The sequence below is a fragment of the Ensifer sp. MJa1 genome (assembly GCF_037026475.1).
Classification (GTDB): domain Bacteria; phylum Pseudomonadota; class Alphaproteobacteria; order Rhizobiales; family Rhizobiaceae; genus Ensifer.
Window position 1 is genome coordinate 17,377 of the sequence record NZ_JAKUMO010000037.1, and the last position, 21,060, is coordinate 38,436.

Consider the following 21,060-nt stretch of genomic DNA (forward strand, 5'->3'; position numbering starts at 1 on the left):
ATCAGGCGGCGGTGTCGATGCAGAGATATTTGAGTTCGGTGAAGGCCTCGATGCCGTGGCGCGAGCCTTCGCGGCCGAGACCCGATTGCTTCCAGCCACCGAAAGGGATCGGTCCGCCGGTGATTTTCACGCGGTTGATGGCGACCATGCCGTACTCCAGCGCACGTGCAAGGCGCATCTGACGGGCGCCGCTTTCGGTGACGACATAGGCGACGAGGCCGTATTCCGTGTCGTTGGCGCGGGTAATCACTTCGTCTTCGCTGTCGAAGGCGTTAACGGCTGCGACCGGGCCAAAGGTCTCTTCGTGCATGATCAACGCATCGTCGGGGACGTCAGTCAAAAGCGTCGGCTCGAAGAATAGCGTGCCTGCCGGATGGCGTTTGCCGCCCAAGGCAAGCCTGGCTCCGCGCTTGATGGCATCGGCGACGTGCTCCTCTGCCTTCGCGACGGCGCGGGCGTGCATCAAAGGACCGATCACGCTGCCTTCCGCCAGGCCATCCCCGACCTTCAGGGCTGCGATGCGGCGGGCAAAAGCCGCATTGAACTCGGAAAGGATCGGTCGCTCGACGAAGATGCGGTTGGCGGCGAGGCAGTCCTGGCCGGAGGTGGCAAATTTCGCGTTGATTGCGATGTCCACGGCGCGGTCAATATCGGCATCGCCAAAGACGATCAGCGGGGCATGGCCCCCGAGCTCCATCACCAGCCGCTTCATGGTTGGGGTGCATTGCTCGGCGATCAGCTTGCCGATGGCCGTGGAGCCGGTGAAGCTGATTGCCCGTACCCGCTTGTCTTCGCAGAGCCGCCCGACGATCGTCGCTGCATCGCCGGTCACGACATTGAAGACGCCCGCCGGCAGACCGGCGCGCTCGCCGAGCTCTGCCAGCGCCAGCGCCGAAAGCGGCGTTTCGGACGATGGGTGGGCCACCACGGTGCAGCCGGCGGCAAGTGCTGCGGCCGCCTTGCGGGTGATCATCGCCGATGGGAAGTTCCACGGTGTTACGATGCCGACGACACCAAGCGCCTCGCGGCGCACGATCATCTCGGCGCCAGGAAGATGACTGGTCACGCTCTCGGCGTTGAGGCGCTTGCCCTCTTCGGCATACCACTCGACGAAGGAGGCAGCATAGTCGATTTCGCCGAGGGACTCAGAAAGCGGCTTGCCCTGCTCGAGCGTCATGATCAGCGCCAGGTCCTTCTTGGCGGCGATGATCAGCTCGAACCACTTGCGCAGGATGGTCGCCCGTTCCTGAGGTAGCAGCGCCCGCCATGCCGGTAGGGCCTTCTGGGCAGCATCGATCGCGCGTCCCGTTTCTTCCGTGCCAAGACTGGCCACCCAGGCAAGGGTGATGGCCGAGGCCGGGTCGGTGACTTCGAAGTTGGCGCCGACCCGCGACCCGGCCCAACGGCCATCGATATAGGAGAGGTTGCGCAGCAGGTGGCGATCGTTAAGGCCGGATAGGGCGTCGTGGTAGTCGGGGCGGGCAAACACGGCTGTCATCGTTGGATCCTCTCCTTCGTTGCCGCCGATTGTTCACGGCGAGCGGCGAGAGATTGTCCATTGATGCCGGCAAGCAGAGACAATCTGTCTGAAAACACCCGACGGATGAGAGAGAATGACTAAGCCAATTGGGGGCTGGTAGAGGTGCGGAGGCGCAAGTTCAAAGCCAGGGGCATCGGGCCTGGGAAATACGGGAAATACTATGGGTGGTAGCAGAGAGAGATTCAGGCTTCGTCGGACACAAGCAGTGACACGGGCAATACCGGTTCTTCCTTGACTGTCTTGGTGACGATGTAAGTGAAGTAGCGGGCGATGCCTAGCTCACGGTCGAGCAGGGCATCGATCAGGCGCTGGTAGGCGTCGATGTCGGCGGCGACGATTTTCAAGATATAGTCGACGCCGCCGCCGACCGACCAGCAGCAGACGATCTCCGGAATTTCCCGGACGGCCCGCTCGAAGCGGTCGAAGTCGGCCTGGCGATGGTTGGCGAGCGTCAACTCGACCATGACGCTCGCAACGGGCGCGACGCGGCGCAAGGCCACGTGCGCATGGTAGCCGCTGATGATGCCGGCCTTTTCCAGCTTGCGCAGTCGCATCCAACAGGGCGTTGGCGAAAGGCCTGTCTTTTCGGCGAGCGCCAGCTTGGTGATGCGGCCATCCCGCTGAATTGCATCGAGAATGCGCAGGTCGAACGCATCAAGCTTCATGGCAAACTCCGGGCAACGCGCTTGTTTGCTCTTATCAGGCCTTGTTGTGCAATGCAGCCTTCTCGGCGTCCATTTCGGCGATGTCCTGGAAACGGTCGGCAATGCGGGCGTGGGCACGGCCGCCGTCAGAGGCGCCAATGGCGACAATGATCTCGTCCGGACGAGGCGCGTCGGCGATCTGGAAGTTGGCGGTGAGGAAGTGCGATCGCTTGCCGCTCTCGCTCTTGTGCATCATCGGCAGAGAGAGAAGTGCGCCGGGGGCGTTCCTGGTGTTGGCAAATTCCAGGTAGTTGGTGCCGCCAATCGCTTCGCGGAAGGGATTGCCGAAGCGCAGCGTGTGGATCATCGCGGAGGCGTGCTCGATTTCGCCATTGACGCCGACCGCGGCAGCCTTGCCGCACGCTTCGATCCGGTCCGGCGCCATCTGGCGCAGCAGTCTGCCTGTCATCTCGTGGCTGAGTTCACCGGCGATACGGATGATCTCCGGCCGCAGGTTTTCGACGAAGCCGCGACCGGCCCAGGGGTTCTGGATGATCGCTGCGACAACAACGATGTTGACGGGGCGGGGCGCCGCCTTGCCTCCTTCCACCAGCGTTTCTTCCAGGAAAGTGCAGAATTTTCGAATGCCGATCGTCATGGGATGTGCCGTTGCTGATTGTTGGGATCGCCGCGCAGCCTAGCGGGATCGGCCGATGGCGCTTCCTATCTTTCGTCGGAAGATCAGAGCTACGACTTCTCGCAAGCAGAGTAGACATTGCCATTCCGCGCGCGCATGGTTGATTGATAGATGTCAAAAGGCGAGACGAGTTGGATCAGAAGTCCCGGATACTGGCGCTCCGCGACGTCGCCAGTCAGATCAACAGCGGTGGCGATCTTCAGACCGTGCTGCGGCAGCTCATTGCGGCGGCCTGTCGTCATGCGAACTGGTCACTCGGCTCGATCATGGGCATCGATGCAGCCCACGGTTATGCGCATGTTATCGTGCGCTACGACCCGACTTTGATCCAGCGGTCGCTGCCCGACAAATGGGAGCTGGCGACGAGCCCGTCCCTCATCGCCCTGCAACGAAACGAACCCGTTTACATCCGCGACGCGCGCGAATCGGACGAGTTTCCGGGCTACCGGAAGGAAGCCTTCGAGCGCGACTACCGCACCGTCCTCGTCATGCCGATGAACTGCAAGGATGCGGAAGGCCGTCCAATGGTCTTGAGCGTCATCGCACGCCAGGTCACGGACGTTTCCGAGGATGATCTCGCCTTTCTCGGCACCATCATTCACCTGGGCGCTGTTGCCGTCGAGCGCGAGCATCAGTTGGAAGCGCAGAAGGTATCGGCTCAGCGCCTCGAGCGTGCGTTGAAGGCCCATACCTCGCTTCTGGAGCATGTGCTGACGGACGGTTCGGTCGCGTCGCTCTCGGCAATGGTCGGGACGATGCTTCCCAATCCGACAGTCGTCGTCGATTTTACCGCGAACCAGGTCATGGCGGGCCAATCGCCGAATGCAGGCCTCTTCGATGACGCCAGCTGGCAGGATGCGGTTTCGACCACGCTTGCCCGGTCGCTGATGAAGGCGGCGCGCGATGCCGTCGAGAGGGGGACGAGCGAGGCAACCAGCCTCTTCCTGGACGACGGCAAGCAGCGCTTCCGGCTCACTGCGCGCATCGAAGGGCTGACGGTGGACATGCAATTGGTCGGTGCGTTGATCATCTTTCCGACGTCGCAGGAATTCAGCGACCTCGACCTGATGATGCTCGACAGCGCCAAGTTTGCGTTGAGCGTGCAGATGATGCGCAGCTTCATCCGGTTCCGGTTCGAAACCCGGACGCAGACCGAGCTCTTCTTCGAGGTGGTTGAAGGACGTTGGCGCAATGCAAACGACATCTCGCAGAGAGCACAGCGGCTGGGGCTCAGTTTCGCCACTCCTCAGCAGATGATCGTCGTCGATTTCCCGGAAAAAACAAAGGCGTTTGGCGGCGCATCCGTCGATGTCGAGCATACCTTGTCACGCATCATGCAGCAGGCGTCGCTGCAGGCCGGCCTTGTCGCCATCGAGGGCGGGGTGGTTTGCCTGGTGCCACCGGAACCCGGCAAACGGCAAGAGCGTACGGCGAAGCTCACCCGCCGCATTGCCGAGGAGCTCGGCCGCTATTTCGACGAGGAACCGATCGTGGTGGTCGGCAACCGTTGCGCCGCGCTTGGCGACTATCCGGCCGCATGGGAGCGGTGCTTGCGCATGATTGGGATCGGTCGTTCCTTCGGACTGACCGGCGCGGTATCGGCCCAGGACTTCGGCCCCCTTCCGATGCTTGTAGCGGCCTGCGAAGCGGGTGATGTGCGCGGCTTCGTGCAGGAAAGCATCGGCGCGATCGCCGACCACGATCGCGAAAACGGGACGCCGTATCTCGAAACCTTATCGGTCTACCTCCAGGAAGGCTGCCGCAGCCAGGCCTGCGCCGATACGATGGGCCTGCACGTCACCACGCTGCGCTATCGCCTGACGCGAATCCAGGAGCTCTTCGGCATCGACATTGAGACGCCGGAAAAGCGCTTTGCGGTCGAACTCGCCCTTCGCCTCCATGGCGTCATCGACAACCGTTCCACAGCCCGCACCTGACATTTCTCTCCCCTTGAAGTGCCTCTTGCGACGGGATCGCCACGATCCTTTTCGGTCGTCATTTCTTTGCGTGGGATCGATGCAGAAGTTCTTCTTCTCTTCCTATGAAGGCGCGGAAGAAGGGACGCAATGGCCGCGATAGCCTCCTCTCAATGTGATCGAGAGGAGGAACGAAGCATGGTGGTGGAAGAGGTATCGACGGACGCGCCGATAGATCCCATTGCGCTTCGTCGCGCCTTCGGGACTTTCGTAACCGGCGTCACCGTCATCACGACCCGCGACGAGGATGGCACGCCACGCGGCATGACGGCGAATTCCTTTACCTCCGTCTCCCTTGATCCGCCGCTGCTGCTTGTCTGCGTCGCGAAATCGGCATCGAGCTACCACGCCTTCACCAGCGCGGGGTGCTTTGCAGTCAACATCCTGCACGAGGGGCAGGTCGACGTCTCCGGCACCTTCGCCTCGAAGGCGCACGACAAGTTTCAGTCGGTGACCCACGACAATATTCACACCGGCGCGCCGGTGCTGACGGACAGCCTGACGTGGTTCGATTGCACCACCTTCAGCACGGTCGATGCCGGCGACCATGCGGTTCTGATTGGCCAAGTACGTGCTTTCGGAACGAGCCCGACAGCACCCCTCGGCTTCTGCCGCGGTCGTTACGCGAGCGTCAAGGATCCGCTGCCGAACGGCTGGCTCGCCTCTCAAGGAATGATCATCGGATACCTGATCGAGGCGGGTGATCGGCTGTTGCTTCGCACAGACGGCAAGGGCAACTGGGTGCTGCCCTCGGCCCGGCGCCGCAAGGCCGACAGCCAGCTCGTCGTCGACGGCGGCGATGCGCTGCACCTCGTACCGGAGGAAACGTTCCTCTATTCGGTCTTCGACGTCGCCGACAGCGATCCCGGCTATCTCGTCTACCGCGCCCGGCTGGCGGGCGAGGGCACAAACCTGCCCGGCGATCTCCGGTTCTTCTCGATAGACGATCTGCCCTACGAGGCGATCGCCACCCACGAATTGCGATCGATGCTGCGGCGCTATGTGCGTGAGCGTCAGGCGGGACGCTTCGGCATCTACATGGATAGCGACGATGGCGGTCGCGTCGCGATGATCGACGGGCAAGCCCGCGCCTGGCGTCACACCTCCCAAGACCAAGGACAATGACATGAAGACGACAGTCAGCTCCATCGAGGGCTCGCGCCAGCCCTTGTTCATCGGCGGGGATTTCGTGGCGCCAAAGAACGGCAACTACATCGCCAGTTACGACCCGACGACGGGCGCGCCCTGGTATCACCTTGCCGAAGCAGATGCGGATGATGTCGAGGCTGCCGTGGCTGCCGCGGAGGTTGCCTTCCGCAATCCGGTCTGGCGGCGCATGACGCAGACCGATCGTGGCGCGTTGATGCGGCGGCTTGCCGAACTCATCCGCGCCAATGCCGACGCGCTCGCGGAGATCGAGACGCGGGACAACGGCAAGCTGCTCAAGGAAACGCGGGCGCAGATGCGTGCCATGCCCGACAGCTACCACTATTTCGCCGGCATGGCCGACAAGCTGCAGGGCGAGACGATCCCGATCAACCGCCTCGACACGTTGAACTTCAATCTTCGCGAACCCTTGGGCGTCGTCGGCATGATCACGCCGTGGAATTCGCCGCTGATGCTCTTGACCGGCACGCTGGCACCCTGCCTTGCGATCGGCAATACGGTCGTCATCAAGCCTTCCGAGCACGCGACCGCTTCGACCCTGGCCCTTGCCGAGCTGATCGACGAGGCGGGCTTCCCAGCCGGTGTCGTCAATGTCGTGACGGGTACGGGAAAGAGCGCTGGCGAGGCGCTGACCCGCCATCCCGGCGTCGCCAAATATGTCTTTACCGGCAGCACGGCGACGGGTCGGCGTATCGCCGGGAACGCGGCCGAGAACCTTGTTCCCTGTTCGATGGAGCTCGGCGGCAAGTCTCCCCACGTGGTCTTCGGCGATGTGGACATCGAGCATGCGGTGAACGGCGTCGTCTCCGGCGTCTTTGCCGCAGCCGGCCAGACCTGTGTGGCGGGATCACGCTGCTTCGTGGAGGCGCGCGTCTATGGCAAGTTCATCGACGCACTCGTCGCCAGGACTGAGCGCATCCGCGTTGGCTTGCCGACGGTTGACGACACCGACATCGGTCCGCTGGCACTCGCCGACCAACTGTCGAAGGTCGAGGGATACGTCGCGTCAGGCGTGAGCGAAGGGGCGAGGATCGCAACCGGCGGCCACCGCCCGCAGAGGCAAGGGCTTGCTGATGGAGGCTGGTACTTCGCGCCGACAGTGCTCGTCGATGCGGATAACGACATGGCGTTCATGCGCGACGAGATCTTCGGCCCCGTGGTCGGCGTGATGCCGTTTCGCGACGAGGAGGAGATGATCCAGCTCGCCAACGACACGCGCTACGGCCTCGCCTCTGGAATCTGGACCAAGGACATCGACCGGGCGCTGCGCTTCGCCAACCGGATCGATGCAGGCACCGTCTGGATCAACACCTATCGCTCCGCCTCGTTCATGTCCGCCAACGGCGGCTTCAAGGAAAGCGGCTACGGCCGGCGCGGTGGCTTCGAGGTCATGCATGAGTTCTCCCGCCTGAAGAACGTCATCGTCGACTACTCCGGCGCGATGCAGGACCCCTTCGTCATCCGCCTGAAATAGCGACAACCGCACGGGCACAGGAAAGGCAGATACCATGAAATTTGCAGTATCCCTCACGATGGAGCGCTTCTCTCCGGATGTGCCGATGGAGCGGGTGAAAAACAACCTGCTTCAACTGGCGCGCATTGCCGACGAAGGCGGCTTCGAGGCACTCTGGACTGCCGAGCACCACACGCTCGAATGCACGATATCGCCGAACCCGTTCCAGACGCTGGTCTGGCTGGCCCAGCACACCCATCGCATCCGGTTGGGTACCTCAACGCTGGTGGCACCCTATTGGAACCCGATCCGGCTCGCGGGCGAGTCGGCGCTTTGCGACCACCTGACCAATGGGCGGCTGGAGTTCGGCATCGCCCGCGGTTCCTACCAGTACGAGTTCGACCGTATGGCGGGCGGTATGCCGCAGCAGGAGGGCGTCGCCTACATGAAGGAGATCGTGCCGGCGGTGAAGAAGCTGTGGGCCGGCGACTACGCCCATGAGGGCCATTACTGGAATTTTCCGATCACCGCGGCCGTTCCGAAGCCGTTGCAGCAGCCCCATCCGCCGATCTGGGTGGCGGCGCGTGATCCGGGTACCTTCGATTGGGCGATCGCAAATGGCGCAAGCATCCTGTCGACACCGCTGTCGGCGCCGGCTGCGGAAATCCAGGTGCTTTCCGACAAGTTCCACAAGGCCGTCGCCAATCACCCCGAAGTACCGCGTCCGCGCTTCATGATGCAGCGCCGCACCTGCGTCTACGACAGGCCTGACGGTTGGGAGCTCGCGGTCAAGCACAGCATCGATTATGGCCGCGCCTTTGAGAACCTCATGCAGAACATCGGCACGGTACACCACGGCTTCCCCGAGGCCGTTCCTTATGAAGCGGTCAAGGGCAAGGACAACTACAATCCTGAGAACATCCGCAAGAACCTGATGTTCGGCACGCCGGACGAGGCGATCGAGAAGCTCTTGGCCTATGAAGCGGCCGGTGTCGATCAGTATTGCCTCGGCCTGACCTTCAACCTCCCTTTCGAACTGCAGAAGCGCACGCTCGAGCTGTTCATCACCGAGATCATGCCCTTCTTCGCCGCACGCGAAAAAGAGCAGAAACGCGTCGCGGTAGGGCGCTGACAATGGCGGAGAACCAGCGTCACACCATAGGCGAGGTTACGATCAACTACCGCATCGACGGGGACGGCGAGCCGCTCGTCTGCATCCACGGCGTCGGGTCCTATCTGGAGGCGTGGTCCGCTGTGGTCGAGAGGCTGAAGGATCGTTTTACGATCCTGACCTTCGATCTGCGCGGCCACGGCCAGTCAAGCCGGCTCAAAGGGCGCTACGAGATCGACGATTTCGTCAACGAGACGCTGGCGCTTGCCGACCGCGCCGGTTTCGCCACCTTCAATCTCGCGGGCTTTTCGCTGGGTGGCCTGATCGCCCAGCGCCTGGCGCTCACCCATCTTTCGCGACTGCGACGGCTTATTCTTTTGTCGACGGTTGCGGGCCGCACACCAGGTGAGCGGGAACGGGTTCTCGAGCGGCTTGCAGCGCTCAGGGCCGGCACACCGGCAGATCACCACAATGCCTCGCTGTCGCGCTGGCTGACGGAGGGTTTCCAAGAGAGCAATCCGGAGTTGATCGCAAGGCTCAGATCGCGCGACGCGGAAAATGATCCGGATTGTTACGCTTCGGCCTACCGGGTGCTGGCTGAAACGGATTTCGGCGGTTTCCTCGACCAGATTCGCTGTCCGACGCTGATCGCCACTGGCGAGGACGATGCCGGCTCCAATCCGCGCATGGCGCGCTACATGCACGAGCGTATCCCCGGATCCGAACTTCGCATCCTACCGGGTCTGCGCCATTCGATCCTCATCGAGGCGCCGGATGTCGTCGCGGGCCTGATGGGTGAATTTCTGAGCCTGGGGGAGACGGTCGATGGATGAGGCACTGCTGAGAAAGGGCGAGGCTATCAGGCGCAAGGTGCTCGGCGATGAGTATGTCGATCGAGCGATCGGCAACAGCGACGCCTTCTCGCGCCCGTTCCAGGACCTGCTCAATGAATATTGCTGGGGTGCGGCCTGGACGGACGAAGCGCTCGACCTGAAGAGCCGCAGCCTGCTCAACCTTGGCATGCTGGCCGCTCTCAATCGCATGCATGAATTCGCTATCCATTTCCGCGGGGCGATCCGCAATGGCCTGACCGATGCAGAGCTTCGCGCGGCGCTCGTCCAGATCGCGATCTATTGCGGCATTCCCGCAGGCGTCGAGGCCTTCCGGGTCGCGCGGAATGTTCGGAACGAAATGGACGAGAAGGGAGAGCGCTGACTTCCGCTGTTTTTAGGAATGAGCCGCTCCGCGCTGCCTCGTATCGCCGGAAGACGGAAGGGACCATCGAACTCAAGATCAACCCGATGGCAGGAAGAGGATCCTGCCGGAGCCCCAGAACGACAAAAGAGGGAACGACAGCATGAACACTTTTATCAGACTGACAGCGGCCGCGGCCTCGCTTGCAATCTCGCTCGCAGCGCTTCCGGCCCATGCCGGCGCCGTGCTCGATCGCGTGCTCGACGCAAAGACCCTGAAGGTTGCAACCGACGCCAACTGGGCGCCGCAATCCTTCATGAACGACAAGAACGAGATGGATGGTTTCGACGTCGATGTCGCCAAGGAAATCGCCAATCGACTGGGCGTCAGCGTCGAGTTCGTCACACCCGGCTGGGACATCATCACCGCCGGCAACTGGCAGGGCCGCTGGGACATGCATGTGGGCTCGATGACGCCGACCAAGGAACGTGCCAAGATCTTCGATTTCCCTGCCGTGTATTATTACACGCCGGCCGCAGTCGCGGTTCATACGGATAGTGGCGCAGTCACCCTGATCGATCTGGATGGCAAGGTCGTCGGGACAACAGCGACCTCGACATTCGAGGCCTACGCCAAGCAGGAACTGACGCTCGATGCCGCCGGCGCTCCGGCGTTCGAATACACCTTCAAGCCGGCCGAGGTGAAATCCTACGCCAATTCGACGACCGCGTTCGACGACCTTCGCCTCGGCGACGGCGTTCGCCTCGATGCGGTGGTGTCGTCGCTGCCGAGCATCCGCGACGCCATCAAGGCCGGCTATCCGATCAAGCAGGTGGGCGACCCCGTGTTCTATGAGCCGCTCGCCGTTGCGGTCGAGCATGGCGACAAGGAACTGAACGACAAGATCGCCGAAGCGATCAAGGCGATGCAGAGCGACGGCACGCTGAGCAAGCTGTCCGAGAAGTGGTACGGCGTCGATTACACCGTCGTGAAGTAGGCCTTCCCACGTCTGGCGGTTCGGATCGGTCCGGGCCGCCTTTTTGTCCAGAGGGACCAAGATGCTTTATCCGGATACCGTCGAGTCCGAAATACTCGTCCACAAACCCTGGTTCGTGGCCAGCATGTTCGCGGCCGTGCTCATCGCCTTCATGACTTTTGGCCTGGCCGGCACAACCATGGGCGAGTTGATGCGCCCGGTGATCGGCGAGCCGTTGGAAAGCGGTTTCTACGGTCGTTTTGCGACCGCTTTCGTCGTCGCAGTGCTCTTCTGCCTCAATATCGTTCTGATCGGCTTTGCGAGCCTCAGGGTGCAGATTGCCGTGGTCTGGCTCGAACTGCTTGTCCTGTTCCTTGCCTTCTTCCAGACCTTCAATCTCAGCCTGCCGTTCATCGAGGAGAAGCTGCCGTTTCTCATCACGCAGGGGCTGGTGACGACGGTCTATGTTTCGGCAATCTCGATCGTGATCGCGTCGGCAATCGCCATTCTCGGTGCAGTGGCCAAGCTTTCGAGCAACGGTTTCGCCTATGCGATCGCCAGCTTCTACACGTCGTTCTTCCGTGGCCTGCCGCTCTTGATGCAGGTTTATCTGATCTATCTCGGCCTGCCGCAGCTTGGTTTCATCATTGATGCCGTGCCGGCCGGCATCCTTGCGCTCTCGCTCTGCTACGGCGCCTACATGACGGAAATCTTCCGCTCCGGCATCCAGAGCATCGATCGCGGGCAATGGGAGGCTTCGCGCTCGATTGGCTTCGGATTCGGGCTTACGATGCGCAAGGTCATCCTGCCGCAGGCGCTGCCCGTCATCATCCCGCCGACCGGAAACCAGTTCATCTCCATGCTGAAAGACAGTTCGCTGGTCTCAGTCATTGGCGTCTGGGAACTGATGTTCTTGGCGCGCACGCTCGGCCAGAAGACGTTCCAGCACATGGAGATGCTGATCTCAGCCGCAATGCTCTACTGGATCATGTCCATTTGCCTCGAGCTGATCCAATCCCGCATCGAACGCCATTATGCCAGGAGCAAGGTCAGATGAGTGCTGAGACGATTATCGAGGTCAGGAACGTTTCCAAATGGTACGGCAACTTCCAGGTCCTGACGGATATCAATCTGACGGTTCACAAGGGAGAGCGCATCGTCATTTGCGGCCCTTCCGGATCGGGCAAATCGACGTTGATCCGTTGCTTCAATCGCCTGGAGGCCCATCAGGAGGGCGAAATCGTCGTCAACGGCATCAACCTGCACAACAAGATGCGCAATGTCGGCGAGGTGCGCCGCAACGTCGGCATGGTGTTCCAGCACTTCAACCTCTTTCCGCATATGACCGTGTTAATGAATTGCATGGTCGGTCCGATGTGGATCAACGGCGTGCCGGAAGCAGAGGCGAAGCAACGGGCGCTGACGTTCCTGGAACGGGTGCGCATTCCGGAACAGGCGCACAAGTTCCCGGTTCAGCTGTCGGGCGGCCAGCAGCAGCGCGTTGCCATCGCCCGCTCTCTCTGCATGCAGCCGGCTGTGATGTTGTTCGACGAGCCCACCTCAGCCCTTGATCCGGAAATGGTATCGGAAGTGCTCGAAACCATGACTGGTCTCGCCAAGGACGGAATGACCATGGTCTGCGTCACGCATGAGATGGGATTCGCCCGGGCGGTTGCCGACCGGGTAATCTTCATGAATTCTGGCCAGATCGTCGAGGAAGCAAAGCCCGGCGAGTTCTTTACAAATCCCAGGCACGAGCGGACGAAGCTCTTCCTCAGCCAGATCCTGAAGCATTAAAGGATCCGGCTGGGAATCAGGCGACCTCGGGCAGGGAGGTCACTTTGCCGTTCTCGGCGGACGGCACGGACGCCGATCGTGCGTGAGAGGCGTTCAGCCGGCGCGCCACAATATCGTGGTTCAGCCATTGCACGGGGCCGGACGGATTTGACGATTCGCCAAAAATCAGTTGCCCGGTCGCCTCGACGACAAGCGCGCTCAAAAGGTCGCTGATCAACGCCTTGCCGTCCCGATGCATCTGCGTGATGTCGTTGGACGTGCCGATGGTCAGATCAGACTGGCCCTGGTTGTTCGCCATCGGCCAGGCCGAGAAATCGTAGAACGGACGCATGACATCGTCGGCCTGCATATCGGTAATCCTCTGGAACACGTCCTCCATCGTGAAGCCGTCTGCCAGAAGCCGCTGACAGGCCTGCCACTGCTCGTCTGCCCACTGGCCGCCGTTTTCCTTCTTCAAGGCAAGCAGCAGCGGGATCAGGGGTAGCTCGATGCCGGTGAAAACGTCCGAGGAGTTGGTTCGGATTTCCGGGCAGTTATAGACGCTCGCCTTCACACCGGCTGCCCAGGCTTCTTCTGCGATGCCTTCGAGCCGCATCTTGGCGTAGCCTTGGGTGTAATTGGTGTAGGTCTGCCAGCGGTAGCTCCCGTCGATCAGCACGGCCGTTCCATGGTAGCCGTAGGCCGTGTAGCGCACCTGACCACCCGAAGCCTCGACGCGCTCGCGGATCGCCGTGCTGAAGTCGATCAGGTGGCGGAAGGTGTTGGCCGAGACTTCATCAAAATTCTGCAGGATCAGCTTGCCCATGTCGCTGTCGAGCAGCGCCTGGGAAGACATGTGGCGGGCGCCACGTCCCTTGTAGATCCGATTGGCAATGACCAGGAACACCTTGGCCTTCGGAATGCCGCCGGCCATCGTGTGGGCGAAGAAAACATTGCGGCCATCGCCGATCATCCCGTCGAGAACGGCCATGACCTGTGAAAGCGACTCCGTGAACCGTGCGGTCGCCGCGTCCCGGCAGCGGCTGATATAGTCCCAGTCGAGCTTGTCCTGTTCCCAGCTCTCCAGCGTCATGCTCGAAAGCAGATCGGTCGGCGTGGGGCCACCTTCCGGCGCGTCGAGATCGAAGCCGGCCATTAGCGGTATGTTGATGATCCTGCCGCCCAAACGGTCCTCGGCGGCGGCGAGTTCTTCGGCGTTCAAAGGTCGCAGAGCATTGTTCTCGTCGCGACGTCCGACCGTGATCCCCACGATTTCCATTCCGGCTCGCCTGGCTTCATCGAGCAAGCCGGTCGCATATCCGCGGCCGAACAGTTCGCCGAAGAGGACGAAAACATCACCTTTGCGAAAGACTGTGTTTTCGGCGATGCGGTTCAACGAGGCGGGCTTTTCCATGCAATCAGCTCTTCGGTTCGGTGGTCGTCGAGCAAGGGCTCACACGTGCTTAGGTGCCCACATGACCATACTCGGCTGCAATGGGAAGTCATTTTAAGTGACCGATTATCTCAAAGCGTGAAGTCCCCTTATCGCGTCCGGCTCATTGAAGCCGAAAAAGCGCGTCCACCACCGTGCCTCATCGAGGAGTCGCGGGTTTTCGCCAAACCCGGAACAGGCATTGGCTCCACCACTGCCTTGCAACTGGTACACTCGCGGTAACCGACGGGCTGTTTAACGCATTTTTTCAGCATGTTGCGGGCAGCGCTTTTGTCGGCGTGATAGGGATACGCACCTGCCGCAGCCGGACCGGCCCAGTGCCCGTTCCACCTGATTTCACCCTGCAGAAGGCAGGCGCCATCATCCGCGTCGCACTCGCCCTCTCGATGGTTGCCGATCTCGCACTGCATCCGGTTTTCGCTCTTCAACGGGTAGAGAGGGGCGGGGGAGGCGGTGCCGTCGTCGAACCAGGTCCGAGCGAGCGTTGGACCATGACGCTGTCCGCCCAGCGGCCGTAGCGGTAGGCGATTCCCGGCAAAACGCCGACTCGAACGAAGCTGAACCGCTCGTGCAGCGTGAGCGAGGCAACATTTTCGGCGTCGATATAGCCGATCATTTGCCGAAAACCGGCCGCGGCACAGGCATCGATCAGATCGCGCATGAGCAGGCGCCCGATGCCTTGGCCAAGATGCTGGTGATGAACATAGATCGAGTGCTTGACGGCATAACGGTAGGCAGGTCGCTTGCGAAACAGGACGACATAGGCGTAGCCGACGACTTCGCCTTCCTTGATCGCGACAAGGTGCGGGAAGCGGCGGCTCTTGAGGTTCTTCCGTCGCTCGCGCAGATCGTCCGGCTGCGGTGTGTCGCCCTCGTCAACGCCCTCCTCGATGCCACGTCGGATGTGGCGACGATAGATCGCCAGCATGGCGTCCACATCGCTTTCCCGCGACGGGCGAATGACGATTGAATTGTCCTGCGGCATGGGGGATCCGAAATTCCTAAATCCTATTCGGCGACGACGTAGGTATGAAGTCGTACACGGCCCGATGCGTCCGTTTCACGGTAGAGGCCCTGGATCTCGACGTCGAAGCCGGGAAACGTGTTGAAGCAGGTCTCGAACATCTTGAGATAATCGATCATCGGCTGCGCTCGCTCGGTCAGCCGCTCGCCCGGCACGATGGTGGCGATCCCCGGCGGGTAGACGACGAAAGGTGTCGTTGCGATCCGTCCGGCGATGGCGTCGATCGGCAGATAGTCCACGTCGTTGCGCACAAGGCAGCGCGCCGCATCGTGAGGCGAAAGGGCGATATCCGGCAGATGCGCTTCGGAAAACTGCTTGGCCTGCAGCGCGCTTACATTGGCGTCGCGGAAGAAGCGATGCATTTGGCCGCACAGGTCGCGCAATCTGACGCCGGCGTAGCGACCGGGCCGGCGGCGATAGAATTCCGGGATCGCCTCTTCCAAGGGCGCATTGTCGTCATGAAGCTTCTTGAAGGCGACAAGGCCGCTGATCAACGTGCCCGCCTTGCTGGCTTCGACGCCGGGCGTGAGCAGGAACAGCAGCGAATTCAGGTCGTTCTTTTCAGCGACGATCCGGTTCTCACGCAGATATTGCGCAACGATCGGCGCCGGAATTCCGTGCTCGGCATATTGGCCGGTTGCCCTGTCGAAGCCGGGCGTGAGCAGCGTGAGCTTGTTGGGATCGGTCATGGCGAAGCCCGCCGCCATGTCCGAAAAGCCATGCCAGGTCGCACCCGGGGCGAGGTGCCAGAACGCCGGATTGGTGGCCAGCTGATCGGTGGCGACGCTCTCCCACGGCACGTCGTGTACCCCTCCGGGGCTTGCCACATCCGGGATTGCCACGCGATCCGGCACGAAGGGCTCGAAGAACCAGCGGCGCTCCGGCCGCCGCTCCTTTTCCTCGAACTCCCGGCGCACAGCCCGAATCTTCTTGCGCAGCTCGATGCCGAGCCGGATCGTATCGTCCCAAAGCACTTCGCCCGAGCGGCCCTTCATCATCTGCGCACCGACGTCGAGCGAGGCAAAGAGTGGATAGAAGGGCGAGGTCGACGCGTGCTGCATGAAACTCTCGTTGAAGCGCCGGTGCTCGACCCGACGCTTCTGACCACTGATGTGCCGATCTTTCATGTGGATCTGCGACGCCTGCGAGAAGCTCGCAAGCTGCTTGTGGGTGGATTGCGTGGCGATGATACCCGGCGCCTCGGGTCCGAGTTCGGCAAGGCCCATGGCAAAACGGCCGGCATAGAGCGGATGAAACTTCATGAAGCCCGCCCAGGCTTCGTCAAACAGGATATAGTCGCACAGATGCCCGATGGCCTTCAGGATCATCTCGGCATTGTGGATGGTGCCGTCATAGGTGCACTGCTCCACCACGGCCACGCGAAACGGGCGCGGCTTCTTCCAGGCCTCAGGGTCCTTCACCAGAGGATGGGTGCGGATGCGCTCGCGCAGCGTCTCTTCGTTCAAAGCACCAAAATCCATGGGGCCGATCAATCCATGGGCATTTCGCGCCGTCGGCACATAGACCGGGATACCGCCGGAAATCATCAGGGCGCCGTGATGTGCCGCCTTGTGATTGTTACGATCAAACAGCACCAGGTCGCCATCGGTGACGAGCGCGGATAGGGCGACCTTGTTGGAGGTCGAGGTGCCGTTGAGGACGAAATAGGTCTTCTCCGCGCCAAAGATCTTTGCGGCTTCCTTCTGCGCAGCAAGCGCCGGGCCTTCATGGGTCAGCAGATCGCCAAGGTCGAGCACCGAATTGTCGAGATCGTCACGGAAGACGGCTTCGCCCAGATGCTCCATGAACACGCGGCCGACCGGGCTGCGGCTATAGAACACGCCGCCATTGTGCCCCGGGCAGGTCCAGAGCTGGTTGCCTTCCTCAGCGTAGTCCACCAGAGCGCCGAAGAAAGGCGTCTTCATCGTCTCGGCATATTGCTTGAGGCGGCTGATGAGGTTCTTCGCGATGAAGGCGGGCGTCTCTTCGGAGAGGAAGACATAGCCGTCGATGAAATCGAGCACTTCCACCGGAACATCCTCGAAGCGCTTGCGGCGGATCAGGAGAATGATCGGGAATTCGAGGCCGCGGCGGCGCATCAGGTTGATGAGGGAGGCTGTCTTGCCTTCCATACCCTTCTTGCCCCAGTCGACCATCATGCAGCCGATGGCCGCATCCGTCTGAACGGCGATTTCGGCGTCTTCGAGATTGCGCGCGCGCACCACCTCGAAACCGGATCGCTCAATCTCCTCGACGATCTGGTTATAGCGGGCTCCTTCCAGATCCTCGCTGTCGAAAGCGGGTGTCGCGAACAAAAAGGTAAAGCGCCTGAAGTAGTCCATCTGAACCTCCGCAATCGATACGGTGCGAGTTGTTCGTATGTTTCGTGACGGTGTTGTGACAGCTGCGCAGATTATCAGGGATCTTCGCACGCAATGGTTGGCTGGCGATAGCCCGTCTCCGGCACGAGCGCTGCGTGCCGCTGATCAGACGCGGAAACGATCGATTCCTCGAGCATGAAGGCGAATAGCCTATTGCAGATCGATGTTCCGATTCCGCGCGCCCCAAAAGTCTCACAACGTGTCGTCAGATCTGAAGGCGGCGTTGGTGCATCGATGGTCGTGGCTACTCGGTTGACTGGTGCGAGAAACCGCATCAGACGGATGCGAGGTCTTAGTCTTTCGTCGCGCGAATGGCGTAGCGATGCTGGCACTGCCGCGCCAGGCCCTTGAATACATTCCAGTTTCTGGCCTGGGTGCGATGGATCTCGCGGAGGTCTCTGTCGATGACGATGTCGACGAATCCGGCTGCGCGCAAGAGTTCGACGACCGCCTCGGCGCGGGCTCCCTGCGAAAAATGCACGCGGGAGAGGATGCTGCGATGCGTCGCCATCATCTGCGGCGAACCGGTCGGCGTTTCCGCCTTGAACAGGCCGAAGCGCTGCCCCAAGGCACTGAGCCTGGAAAACAACCGCTCGAGCGCGCTGGTGTTCACAAAGTCGCCATCGACGATCAGCAACGTCCCGCCGGGCTTCAAGACGCGCAGCCATTCGGCAAAGGCGGCGGCCGGATCGACGAGCGTCCATACCAGGTGCCGGTTGACGATCACATCGTAGTGGCTGTCAGGCTCCATGGTATTTTCAGCGTCGCCAAGCGCGAATCGGATCGCGCGCCGGCGCTTGCGAGCCTTTTGCCGGGCAAGTTCGAGCATGGGTTCGGCCCAATCCAGGCCTTGAACATTGAAGCCGAGTTCGTCGAGCAGATGTGAGATGACGCCCGTCCCACTTGCAAGGTCCAGAGCAGCACGACCGTCGCCCGTTCCGATATGACGCAAGAACAACGCGTGCCACGCCGCACGCTCTTCCTCCGAGAAGATTTCGTGGCCCGGCGACAGATCGAAGGTTGCGGCACGCTCCGACCAATAGGCCTTGATCTCATCGCGCAGGTTGTAGTTTTGCCGTTTCTTCACATCGCTCATGCCGACATCGCTCGCCTCTGTTTGGAGGCGTTCTAAAAGATAAATGTTGACTAATAAAGTCATGAAACATTAGATCGCCACGATTTTCCCAGCGGAGCAGAAAACAATGCGGTTTTTCAACAGGGTGGCTGCGGCCGCCACGGGCTTTTGCGTGCTTTTTTCCACGGCGGCCTCCGCTGATGTCGTCAAGATCAAGGACGTCACCGGTCGTGACGTCGAGGTCAATGTGCCGGTCGAGCATGTGATCCTTGGAGAAGGCCGCCAGATCTATTTCCTCGGCGCGCTTGACCGTGAAGACCCGTTCAAACGCGTCGTCGGCTGGCGCGACGACTTCTCCAAGGCGGACCCCGAAAGCTACGCCGCCTATCTCGCCAAGTATCCCGACATTGCCAAGCTGCCGACCTTCGGCGGCATGAAGGATGGAACCTTCGATATCGAGCAGGCGGTGGCGCTGAAGCCCGATGTCGTGCTGATGAACATCGACGCCAAGACGGCGACCGAAGAGGCAGGCTATATCGAGAAGCTCGCCAAGGTCGGCATCCCGCTCGTCTATGTCGATTTCCGCGAGAAGCCGATGGAAAACACCGAGCCGAGCATGCGGCTGATGGGCAAGCTGCTTGGCAAGGAAGACAAGGCCGAGGAATTCATCAAGTTCCGCGCCGAAAGCATCGCCAGGGTTACGGACGTTCTCGCCAAGTCAAACCCGAAGAAGCCGCTCGTCTTCGTCGAGCGCGCCGGCGGCTATTCCGACGATTGCTGCATGTCCTTCGGCAACGAGAACTTCGGCAAGATGGTCGAGTTCGCCGGCGGCGTGAACATGGCGAGGGACATCATTCCCGGCACCTTCGGCACGGTCAATCCGGAGCAGATCATCGCATCCAACCCGGACCAGATCATCATCACCGGCGGCAACTGGCAGGGCTATGTACCCGGTAGCAACTGGGTAGGCGTTGGCTACGGAGCGGAAGAGAAGGAAGCGGCGCGCAAGCTGGAAAAGCTAACCGAGCGTCCGGCTTTCACCGGCGTCAAGGCGGTCAAGGACGGCCAGGTCCATGCGATCTGGCACCAGTTCTACAACAACCCCTACCAGTTCGTCGCCATCCAGCAGATCGCCAAGTGGCTGCATCCGGATCTCTTCGCCGACCTCGACCCGGAGGCGACCTTCAAGGAGTTGCATGAGCGCTTCCTGCCGCTTCCTTACAAGAGCGGCTACTTCGTCTCGCTGACATCAGCCAAGTAAAGGCATCTGCGGACGGGGAGGGGAGGCCCCAAGCGCCGCAATCGAAAGGAATGAATATGTCGATCCTCAGGAAAATCGTGTCCGCGATGATCGCTGCAATTGTGCTTTCGGCACTGCCGGCCGGTGCGGCGGAAATCGTCGATGTCACCGGCCGCAAGGTTGAAATCGCACTTCCGGCCAAGCGCATCCTGCTCGGCGAGGCGCGGCAGATCCATGTGGCCGCAGCACTCAAGGGCGAACACGTCTTCGACACGATCGTCGGCTGGCGCGACGATCTCCTGAAGAAGGACCCGGACTCCTACGCGGCCTATGTCGAGCGCTTCCCAGAGATCGAGAAGCTTCCGCGCTTCGGCTACATCCCCTCAGGCGATTTCAGCCTCGAAGCGGCAATCGCTCTGAAGCCGGACGTGCTGACGCTGAACCTAGAGGCCGAGAAGGCAGTCGAGGAATCCGGTTTCATCGAAAAGGCGGCTGCCGCCGGCATCGCGGTCGTCTATCTCGACTTCCGCGTCGATCCTGCCGCCAACAGCGAAAAATCCGTCGAGATCCTCGGTCAACTCTTCGGTGCCGAGGCGAAAGCGCTCGCGTTCATCGAATACCGCGGTGCCCAGATCGCGCTCGTTACCGATCGCCTTCAGAAAGCCGGTGCGATCGCGCGCCCGAAGGTGTTCATCGAGCGCTCGCCTGGCATCACCGGCGATGTCGTCTGCTGCCGGACCTTCGGACCTGCGAATTTCGGCGCGATGGTGGAACAGGCCGGTGGCCACAATATCGGTTCGGACGTGATCAAGGGCACCTTCGGCGACCTCAATCCCGAGCAGCTGATCGTTAGCGATCCGGACCATGTCATCATCACCGGCAGCAACTGGTCGGCGGAGTCCGATCTCAACCAGTTCGTCAGCGTCGGTCGCGGCGCCGACGCGGCAGCAGCACAGGAACGCCTAGGCGGTCTAATGCAGCGCCCCGGTTTTCCCGGGCTGAAGGCGGTGAAGCAGGGCAACGTTCACGCCGTCTGGCACCAGTTCTACGGCGCACCCTACGAATTCGTCCCGATCCAGCAGTTCGCGAAGTGGTTCCATCCGGACCTCTTTGCCGACATCGACCCGGACAAGACATTCCGCGAGTTCCACGAAAAGTTCCTGCCGGTGACCTATCGCCCGGGCTACTTCGTCTCGCTGCCGAAGGGTGGAGAATGATGGTCGCCATGGTTGAACCGATCACCGTTACTGAGGGAAGAGGGCGCTATCGCGCCCTCCAGACTGCTGACAAACCCCTGGCGAGAGCTGGGGGTTTGTGATTCAGTGGGCCATGTTGAAGAAACCCGGCCCCGAA

Annotated in this window: 18 protein-coding genes; 11 read left to right on the top strand and 7 right to left on the bottom strand. The window is 61.4% G+C overall.

Annotated elements, in window-relative coordinates; translation table 11 throughout:
• Nucleotide 1: 1 nt before the first annotated feature.
• The 3 genes from MKZ91_RS29890 to MKZ91_RS29900 form a co-directional block, all read right to left on the bottom strand.
• Nucleotides 2-1,498 (bottom strand): NAD-dependent succinate-semialdehyde dehydrogenase, encoded by a 1,497-nt coding sequence (locus tag MKZ91_RS29890; protein ID WP_336174650.1) that lies wholly within the window; start codon nucleotides 1,496-1,498, stop codon nucleotides 2-4.
• 224 nt (nucleotides 1,499-1,722) lie between these two features.
• Nucleotides 1,723-2,205, bottom strand: coding sequence for an Lrp/AsnC family transcriptional regulator (locus tag MKZ91_RS29895; protein ID WP_336174651.1), 483 nt, complete (start codon nucleotides 2,203-2,205; stop codon nucleotides 1,723-1,725).
• 34 nt (nucleotides 2,206-2,239) lie between these two features.
• On the bottom strand, nucleotides 2,240-2,842 hold the full coding sequence (locus MKZ91_RS29900; protein ID WP_336174652.1) for an amino acid synthesis family protein: 603 nt from the start codon (nucleotides 2,840-2,842) through the stop codon (nucleotides 2,240-2,242).
• Between the two features lie 170 nt (nucleotides 2,843-3,012).
• Between MKZ91_RS29900 and MKZ91_RS29905 the strand changes: the two genes are divergently transcribed.
• From MKZ91_RS29905 to MKZ91_RS29945, 9 genes are all read left to right on the top strand, one after another.
• Complete coding sequence (locus MKZ91_RS29905) at nucleotides 3,013-4,818, top strand: helix-turn-helix domain-containing protein (protein ID WP_336174653.1); 1,806 nt, start codon at nucleotides 3,013-3,015, stop codon at nucleotides 4,816-4,818.
• Nucleotides 4,819-4,995: 177 nt separating this feature from the next.
• A complete protein-coding gene (locus MKZ91_RS29910) occupies nucleotides 4,996-5,982 on the top strand; it encodes a flavin reductase (protein ID WP_336174654.1) in 987 nt (328 codons plus the stop codon).
• Between the two features lies 1 nt (nucleotide 5,983).
• Nucleotides 5,984-7,498 carry an aldehyde dehydrogenase gene (locus MKZ91_RS29915; protein ID WP_336174655.1) on the top strand — a complete coding sequence of 505 codons (1,515 nt, stop codon included), beginning with the start codon at nucleotides 5,984-5,986 and terminating at the stop codon, nucleotides 7,496-7,498.
• Nucleotides 7,499-7,532: 34 nt separating this feature from the next.
• On the top strand, nucleotides 7,533-8,609 hold the full coding sequence (locus tag MKZ91_RS29920; protein WP_336174656.1) for an LLM class flavin-dependent oxidoreductase: 1,077 nt from the start codon (nucleotides 7,533-7,535) through the stop codon (nucleotides 8,607-8,609).
• Between the two features lie 2 nt (nucleotides 8,610-8,611).
• A complete protein-coding gene (locus tag MKZ91_RS29925; RefSeq protein ID WP_336174657.1) occupies nucleotides 8,612-9,421 on the top strand; it encodes an alpha/beta fold hydrolase in 810 nt (269 codons plus the stop codon).
• A complete protein-coding gene (locus tag MKZ91_RS29930) occupies nucleotides 9,414-9,803 on the top strand; it encodes a carboxymuconolactone decarboxylase family protein (RefSeq protein ID WP_336174658.1) in 390 nt (129 codons plus the stop codon). The genes MKZ91_RS29925 and MKZ91_RS29930 overlap by 8 nt, the downstream gene beginning before the upstream one ends.
• 142 nt (nucleotides 9,804-9,945) lie before the next feature.
• Entirely contained in the window at nucleotides 9,946-10,779 is an 834-nt protein-coding gene (locus MKZ91_RS29935) for a transporter substrate-binding domain-containing protein (protein WP_336174659.1), read from the top strand.
• A gap of 61 nt (nucleotides 10,780-10,840) precedes the next feature.
• Nucleotides 10,841-11,815, top strand: a complete 975-nt coding sequence (locus MKZ91_RS29940) for an amino acid ABC transporter permease (RefSeq protein ID WP_336174660.1) — start codon at nucleotides 10,841-10,843, stop codon at nucleotides 11,813-11,815.
• The gene (locus MKZ91_RS29945) at nucleotides 11,812-12,555 is read left to right on the top strand and encodes an amino acid ABC transporter ATP-binding protein (protein WP_336174661.1); all 744 of its coding nucleotides are present in this window, start codon (nucleotides 11,812-11,814) and stop codon (nucleotides 12,553-12,555) included. Before MKZ91_RS29940 ends, MKZ91_RS29945 begins: the two co-directional genes overlap by 4 nt.
• A gap of 16 nt (nucleotides 12,556-12,571) precedes the next feature.
• Here the strand turns inward: MKZ91_RS29945 and MKZ91_RS29950 are convergent, their stop codons facing one another.
• From MKZ91_RS29950 to MKZ91_RS29965, 4 genes are all read right to left on the bottom strand, one after another.
• Nucleotides 12,572-13,948 carry an enoyl ACP reductase FabMG family protein gene (locus MKZ91_RS29950; protein WP_336174663.1) on the bottom strand — a complete coding sequence of 459 codons (1,377 nt, stop codon included), beginning with the start codon at nucleotides 13,946-13,948 and terminating at the stop codon, nucleotides 12,572-12,574.
• A gap of 463 nt (nucleotides 13,949-14,411) precedes the next feature.
• Nucleotides 14,412-14,972, bottom strand: a complete 561-nt coding sequence (locus MKZ91_RS29955) for a GNAT family N-acetyltransferase (protein WP_336174664.1) — start codon at nucleotides 14,970-14,972, stop codon at nucleotides 14,412-14,414.
• 23 nt (nucleotides 14,973-14,995) lie between these two features.
• On the bottom strand, nucleotides 14,996-17,353 hold the full coding sequence (locus tag MKZ91_RS29960) for an Orn/Lys/Arg decarboxylase N-terminal domain-containing protein (protein WP_336174665.1): 2,358 nt from the start codon (nucleotides 17,351-17,353) through the stop codon (nucleotides 14,996-14,998).
• A gap of 331 nt (nucleotides 17,354-17,684) precedes the next feature.
• Nucleotides 17,685-18,488: a class I SAM-dependent methyltransferase gene (locus tag MKZ91_RS29965; protein ID WP_336174666.1), complete on the bottom strand. Its 804-nt coding sequence runs from the start codon at nucleotides 18,486-18,488 to the stop codon at nucleotides 17,685-17,687.
• Between the two features lie 106 nt (nucleotides 18,489-18,594).
• On the opposite strand from MKZ91_RS29965, the gene MKZ91_RS29970 reads away from it, so the two are divergent.
• Together MKZ91_RS29970 and MKZ91_RS29975 are read left to right on the top strand one after the other, a co-directional pair.
• The gene (locus MKZ91_RS29970; RefSeq protein ID WP_336174667.1) at nucleotides 18,595-19,728 is read left to right on the top strand and encodes an ABC transporter substrate-binding protein; all 1,134 of its coding nucleotides are present in this window, start codon (nucleotides 18,595-18,597) and stop codon (nucleotides 19,726-19,728) included.
• An 86-nt stretch (nucleotides 19,729-19,814) separates the two neighbouring features.
• The gene (locus tag MKZ91_RS29975) at nucleotides 19,815-20,924 is read left to right on the top strand and encodes an ABC transporter substrate-binding protein (RefSeq protein ID WP_442892367.1); all 1,110 of its coding nucleotides are present in this window, start codon (nucleotides 19,815-19,817) and stop codon (nucleotides 20,922-20,924) included.
• Nucleotides 20,925-21,060: the final 136 nt, after the last annotated feature.

Bases quoted from the DNA above. Each gene is read 5' to 3' on its own strand.
- MKZ91_RS29970 (WP_336174667.1), top strand. From the start codon at position 18,595: ATGCGGTTTTTCAACAGGGTGGCTGCGGCCGCCACGGGCTTTTGCGTG.
- MKZ91_RS29930 (WP_336174658.1), top strand. From the start codon at position 9,414: ATGGATGAGGCACTGCTGAGAAAGGGCGAGGCTATCAGGCGCAAGGTG.
- MKZ91_RS29935 (WP_336174659.1), top strand. From the start codon at position 9,946: ATGAACACTTTTATCAGACTGACAGCGGCCGCGGCCTCGCTTGCAATC.
- MKZ91_RS29900 (WP_336174652.1), bottom strand. From the start codon at position 2,842: ATGACGATCGGCATTCGAAAATTCTGCACTTTCCTGGAAGAAACGCTG.
- MKZ91_RS29975 (WP_442892367.1), top strand. From the start codon at position 19,815: ATGATCGCTGCAATTGTGCTTTCGGCACTGCCGGCCGGTGCGGCGGAA.
- MKZ91_RS29940 (WP_336174660.1), top strand. From the start codon at position 10,841: ATGCTTTATCCGGATACCGTCGAGTCCGAAATACTCGTCCACAAACCC.
- MKZ91_RS29950 (WP_336174663.1), bottom strand. From the start codon at position 13,948: ATGGAAAAGCCCGCCTCGTTGAACCGCATCGCCGAAAACACAGTCTTT.
- MKZ91_RS29955 (WP_336174664.1), bottom strand. From the start codon at position 14,972: ATGCCGCAGGACAATTCAATCGTCATTCGCCCGTCGCGGGAAAGCGAT.
- MKZ91_RS29890 (WP_336174650.1), bottom strand. From the start codon at position 1,498: ATGACAGCCGTGTTTGCCCGCCCCGACTACCACGACGCCCTATCCGGC.
- MKZ91_RS29960 (WP_336174665.1), bottom strand. From the start codon at position 17,353: ATGGACTACTTCAGGCGCTTTACCTTTTTGTTCGCGACACCCGCTTTC.
- MKZ91_RS29895 (WP_336174651.1), bottom strand. From the start codon at position 2,205: ATGAAGCTTGATGCGTTCGACCTGCGCATTCTCGATGCAATTCAGCGG.
- MKZ91_RS29965 (WP_336174666.1), bottom strand. From the start codon at position 18,488: ATGAGCGATGTGAAGAAACGGCAAAACTACAACCTGCGCGATGAGATC.
- MKZ91_RS29945 (WP_336174661.1), top strand. From the start codon at position 11,812: ATGAGTGCTGAGACGATTATCGAGGTCAGGAACGTTTCCAAATGGTAC.
- MKZ91_RS29920 (WP_336174656.1), top strand. From the start codon at position 7,533: ATGAAATTTGCAGTATCCCTCACGATGGAGCGCTTCTCTCCGGATGTG.
- MKZ91_RS29925 (WP_336174657.1), top strand. From the start codon at position 8,612: ATGGCGGAGAACCAGCGTCACACCATAGGCGAGGTTACGATCAACTAC.
- MKZ91_RS29910 (WP_336174654.1), top strand. From the start codon at position 4,996: ATGGTGGTGGAAGAGGTATCGACGGACGCGCCGATAGATCCCATTGCG.
- MKZ91_RS29915 (WP_336174655.1), top strand. From the start codon at position 5,984: ATGAAGACGACAGTCAGCTCCATCGAGGGCTCGCGCCAGCCCTTGTTC.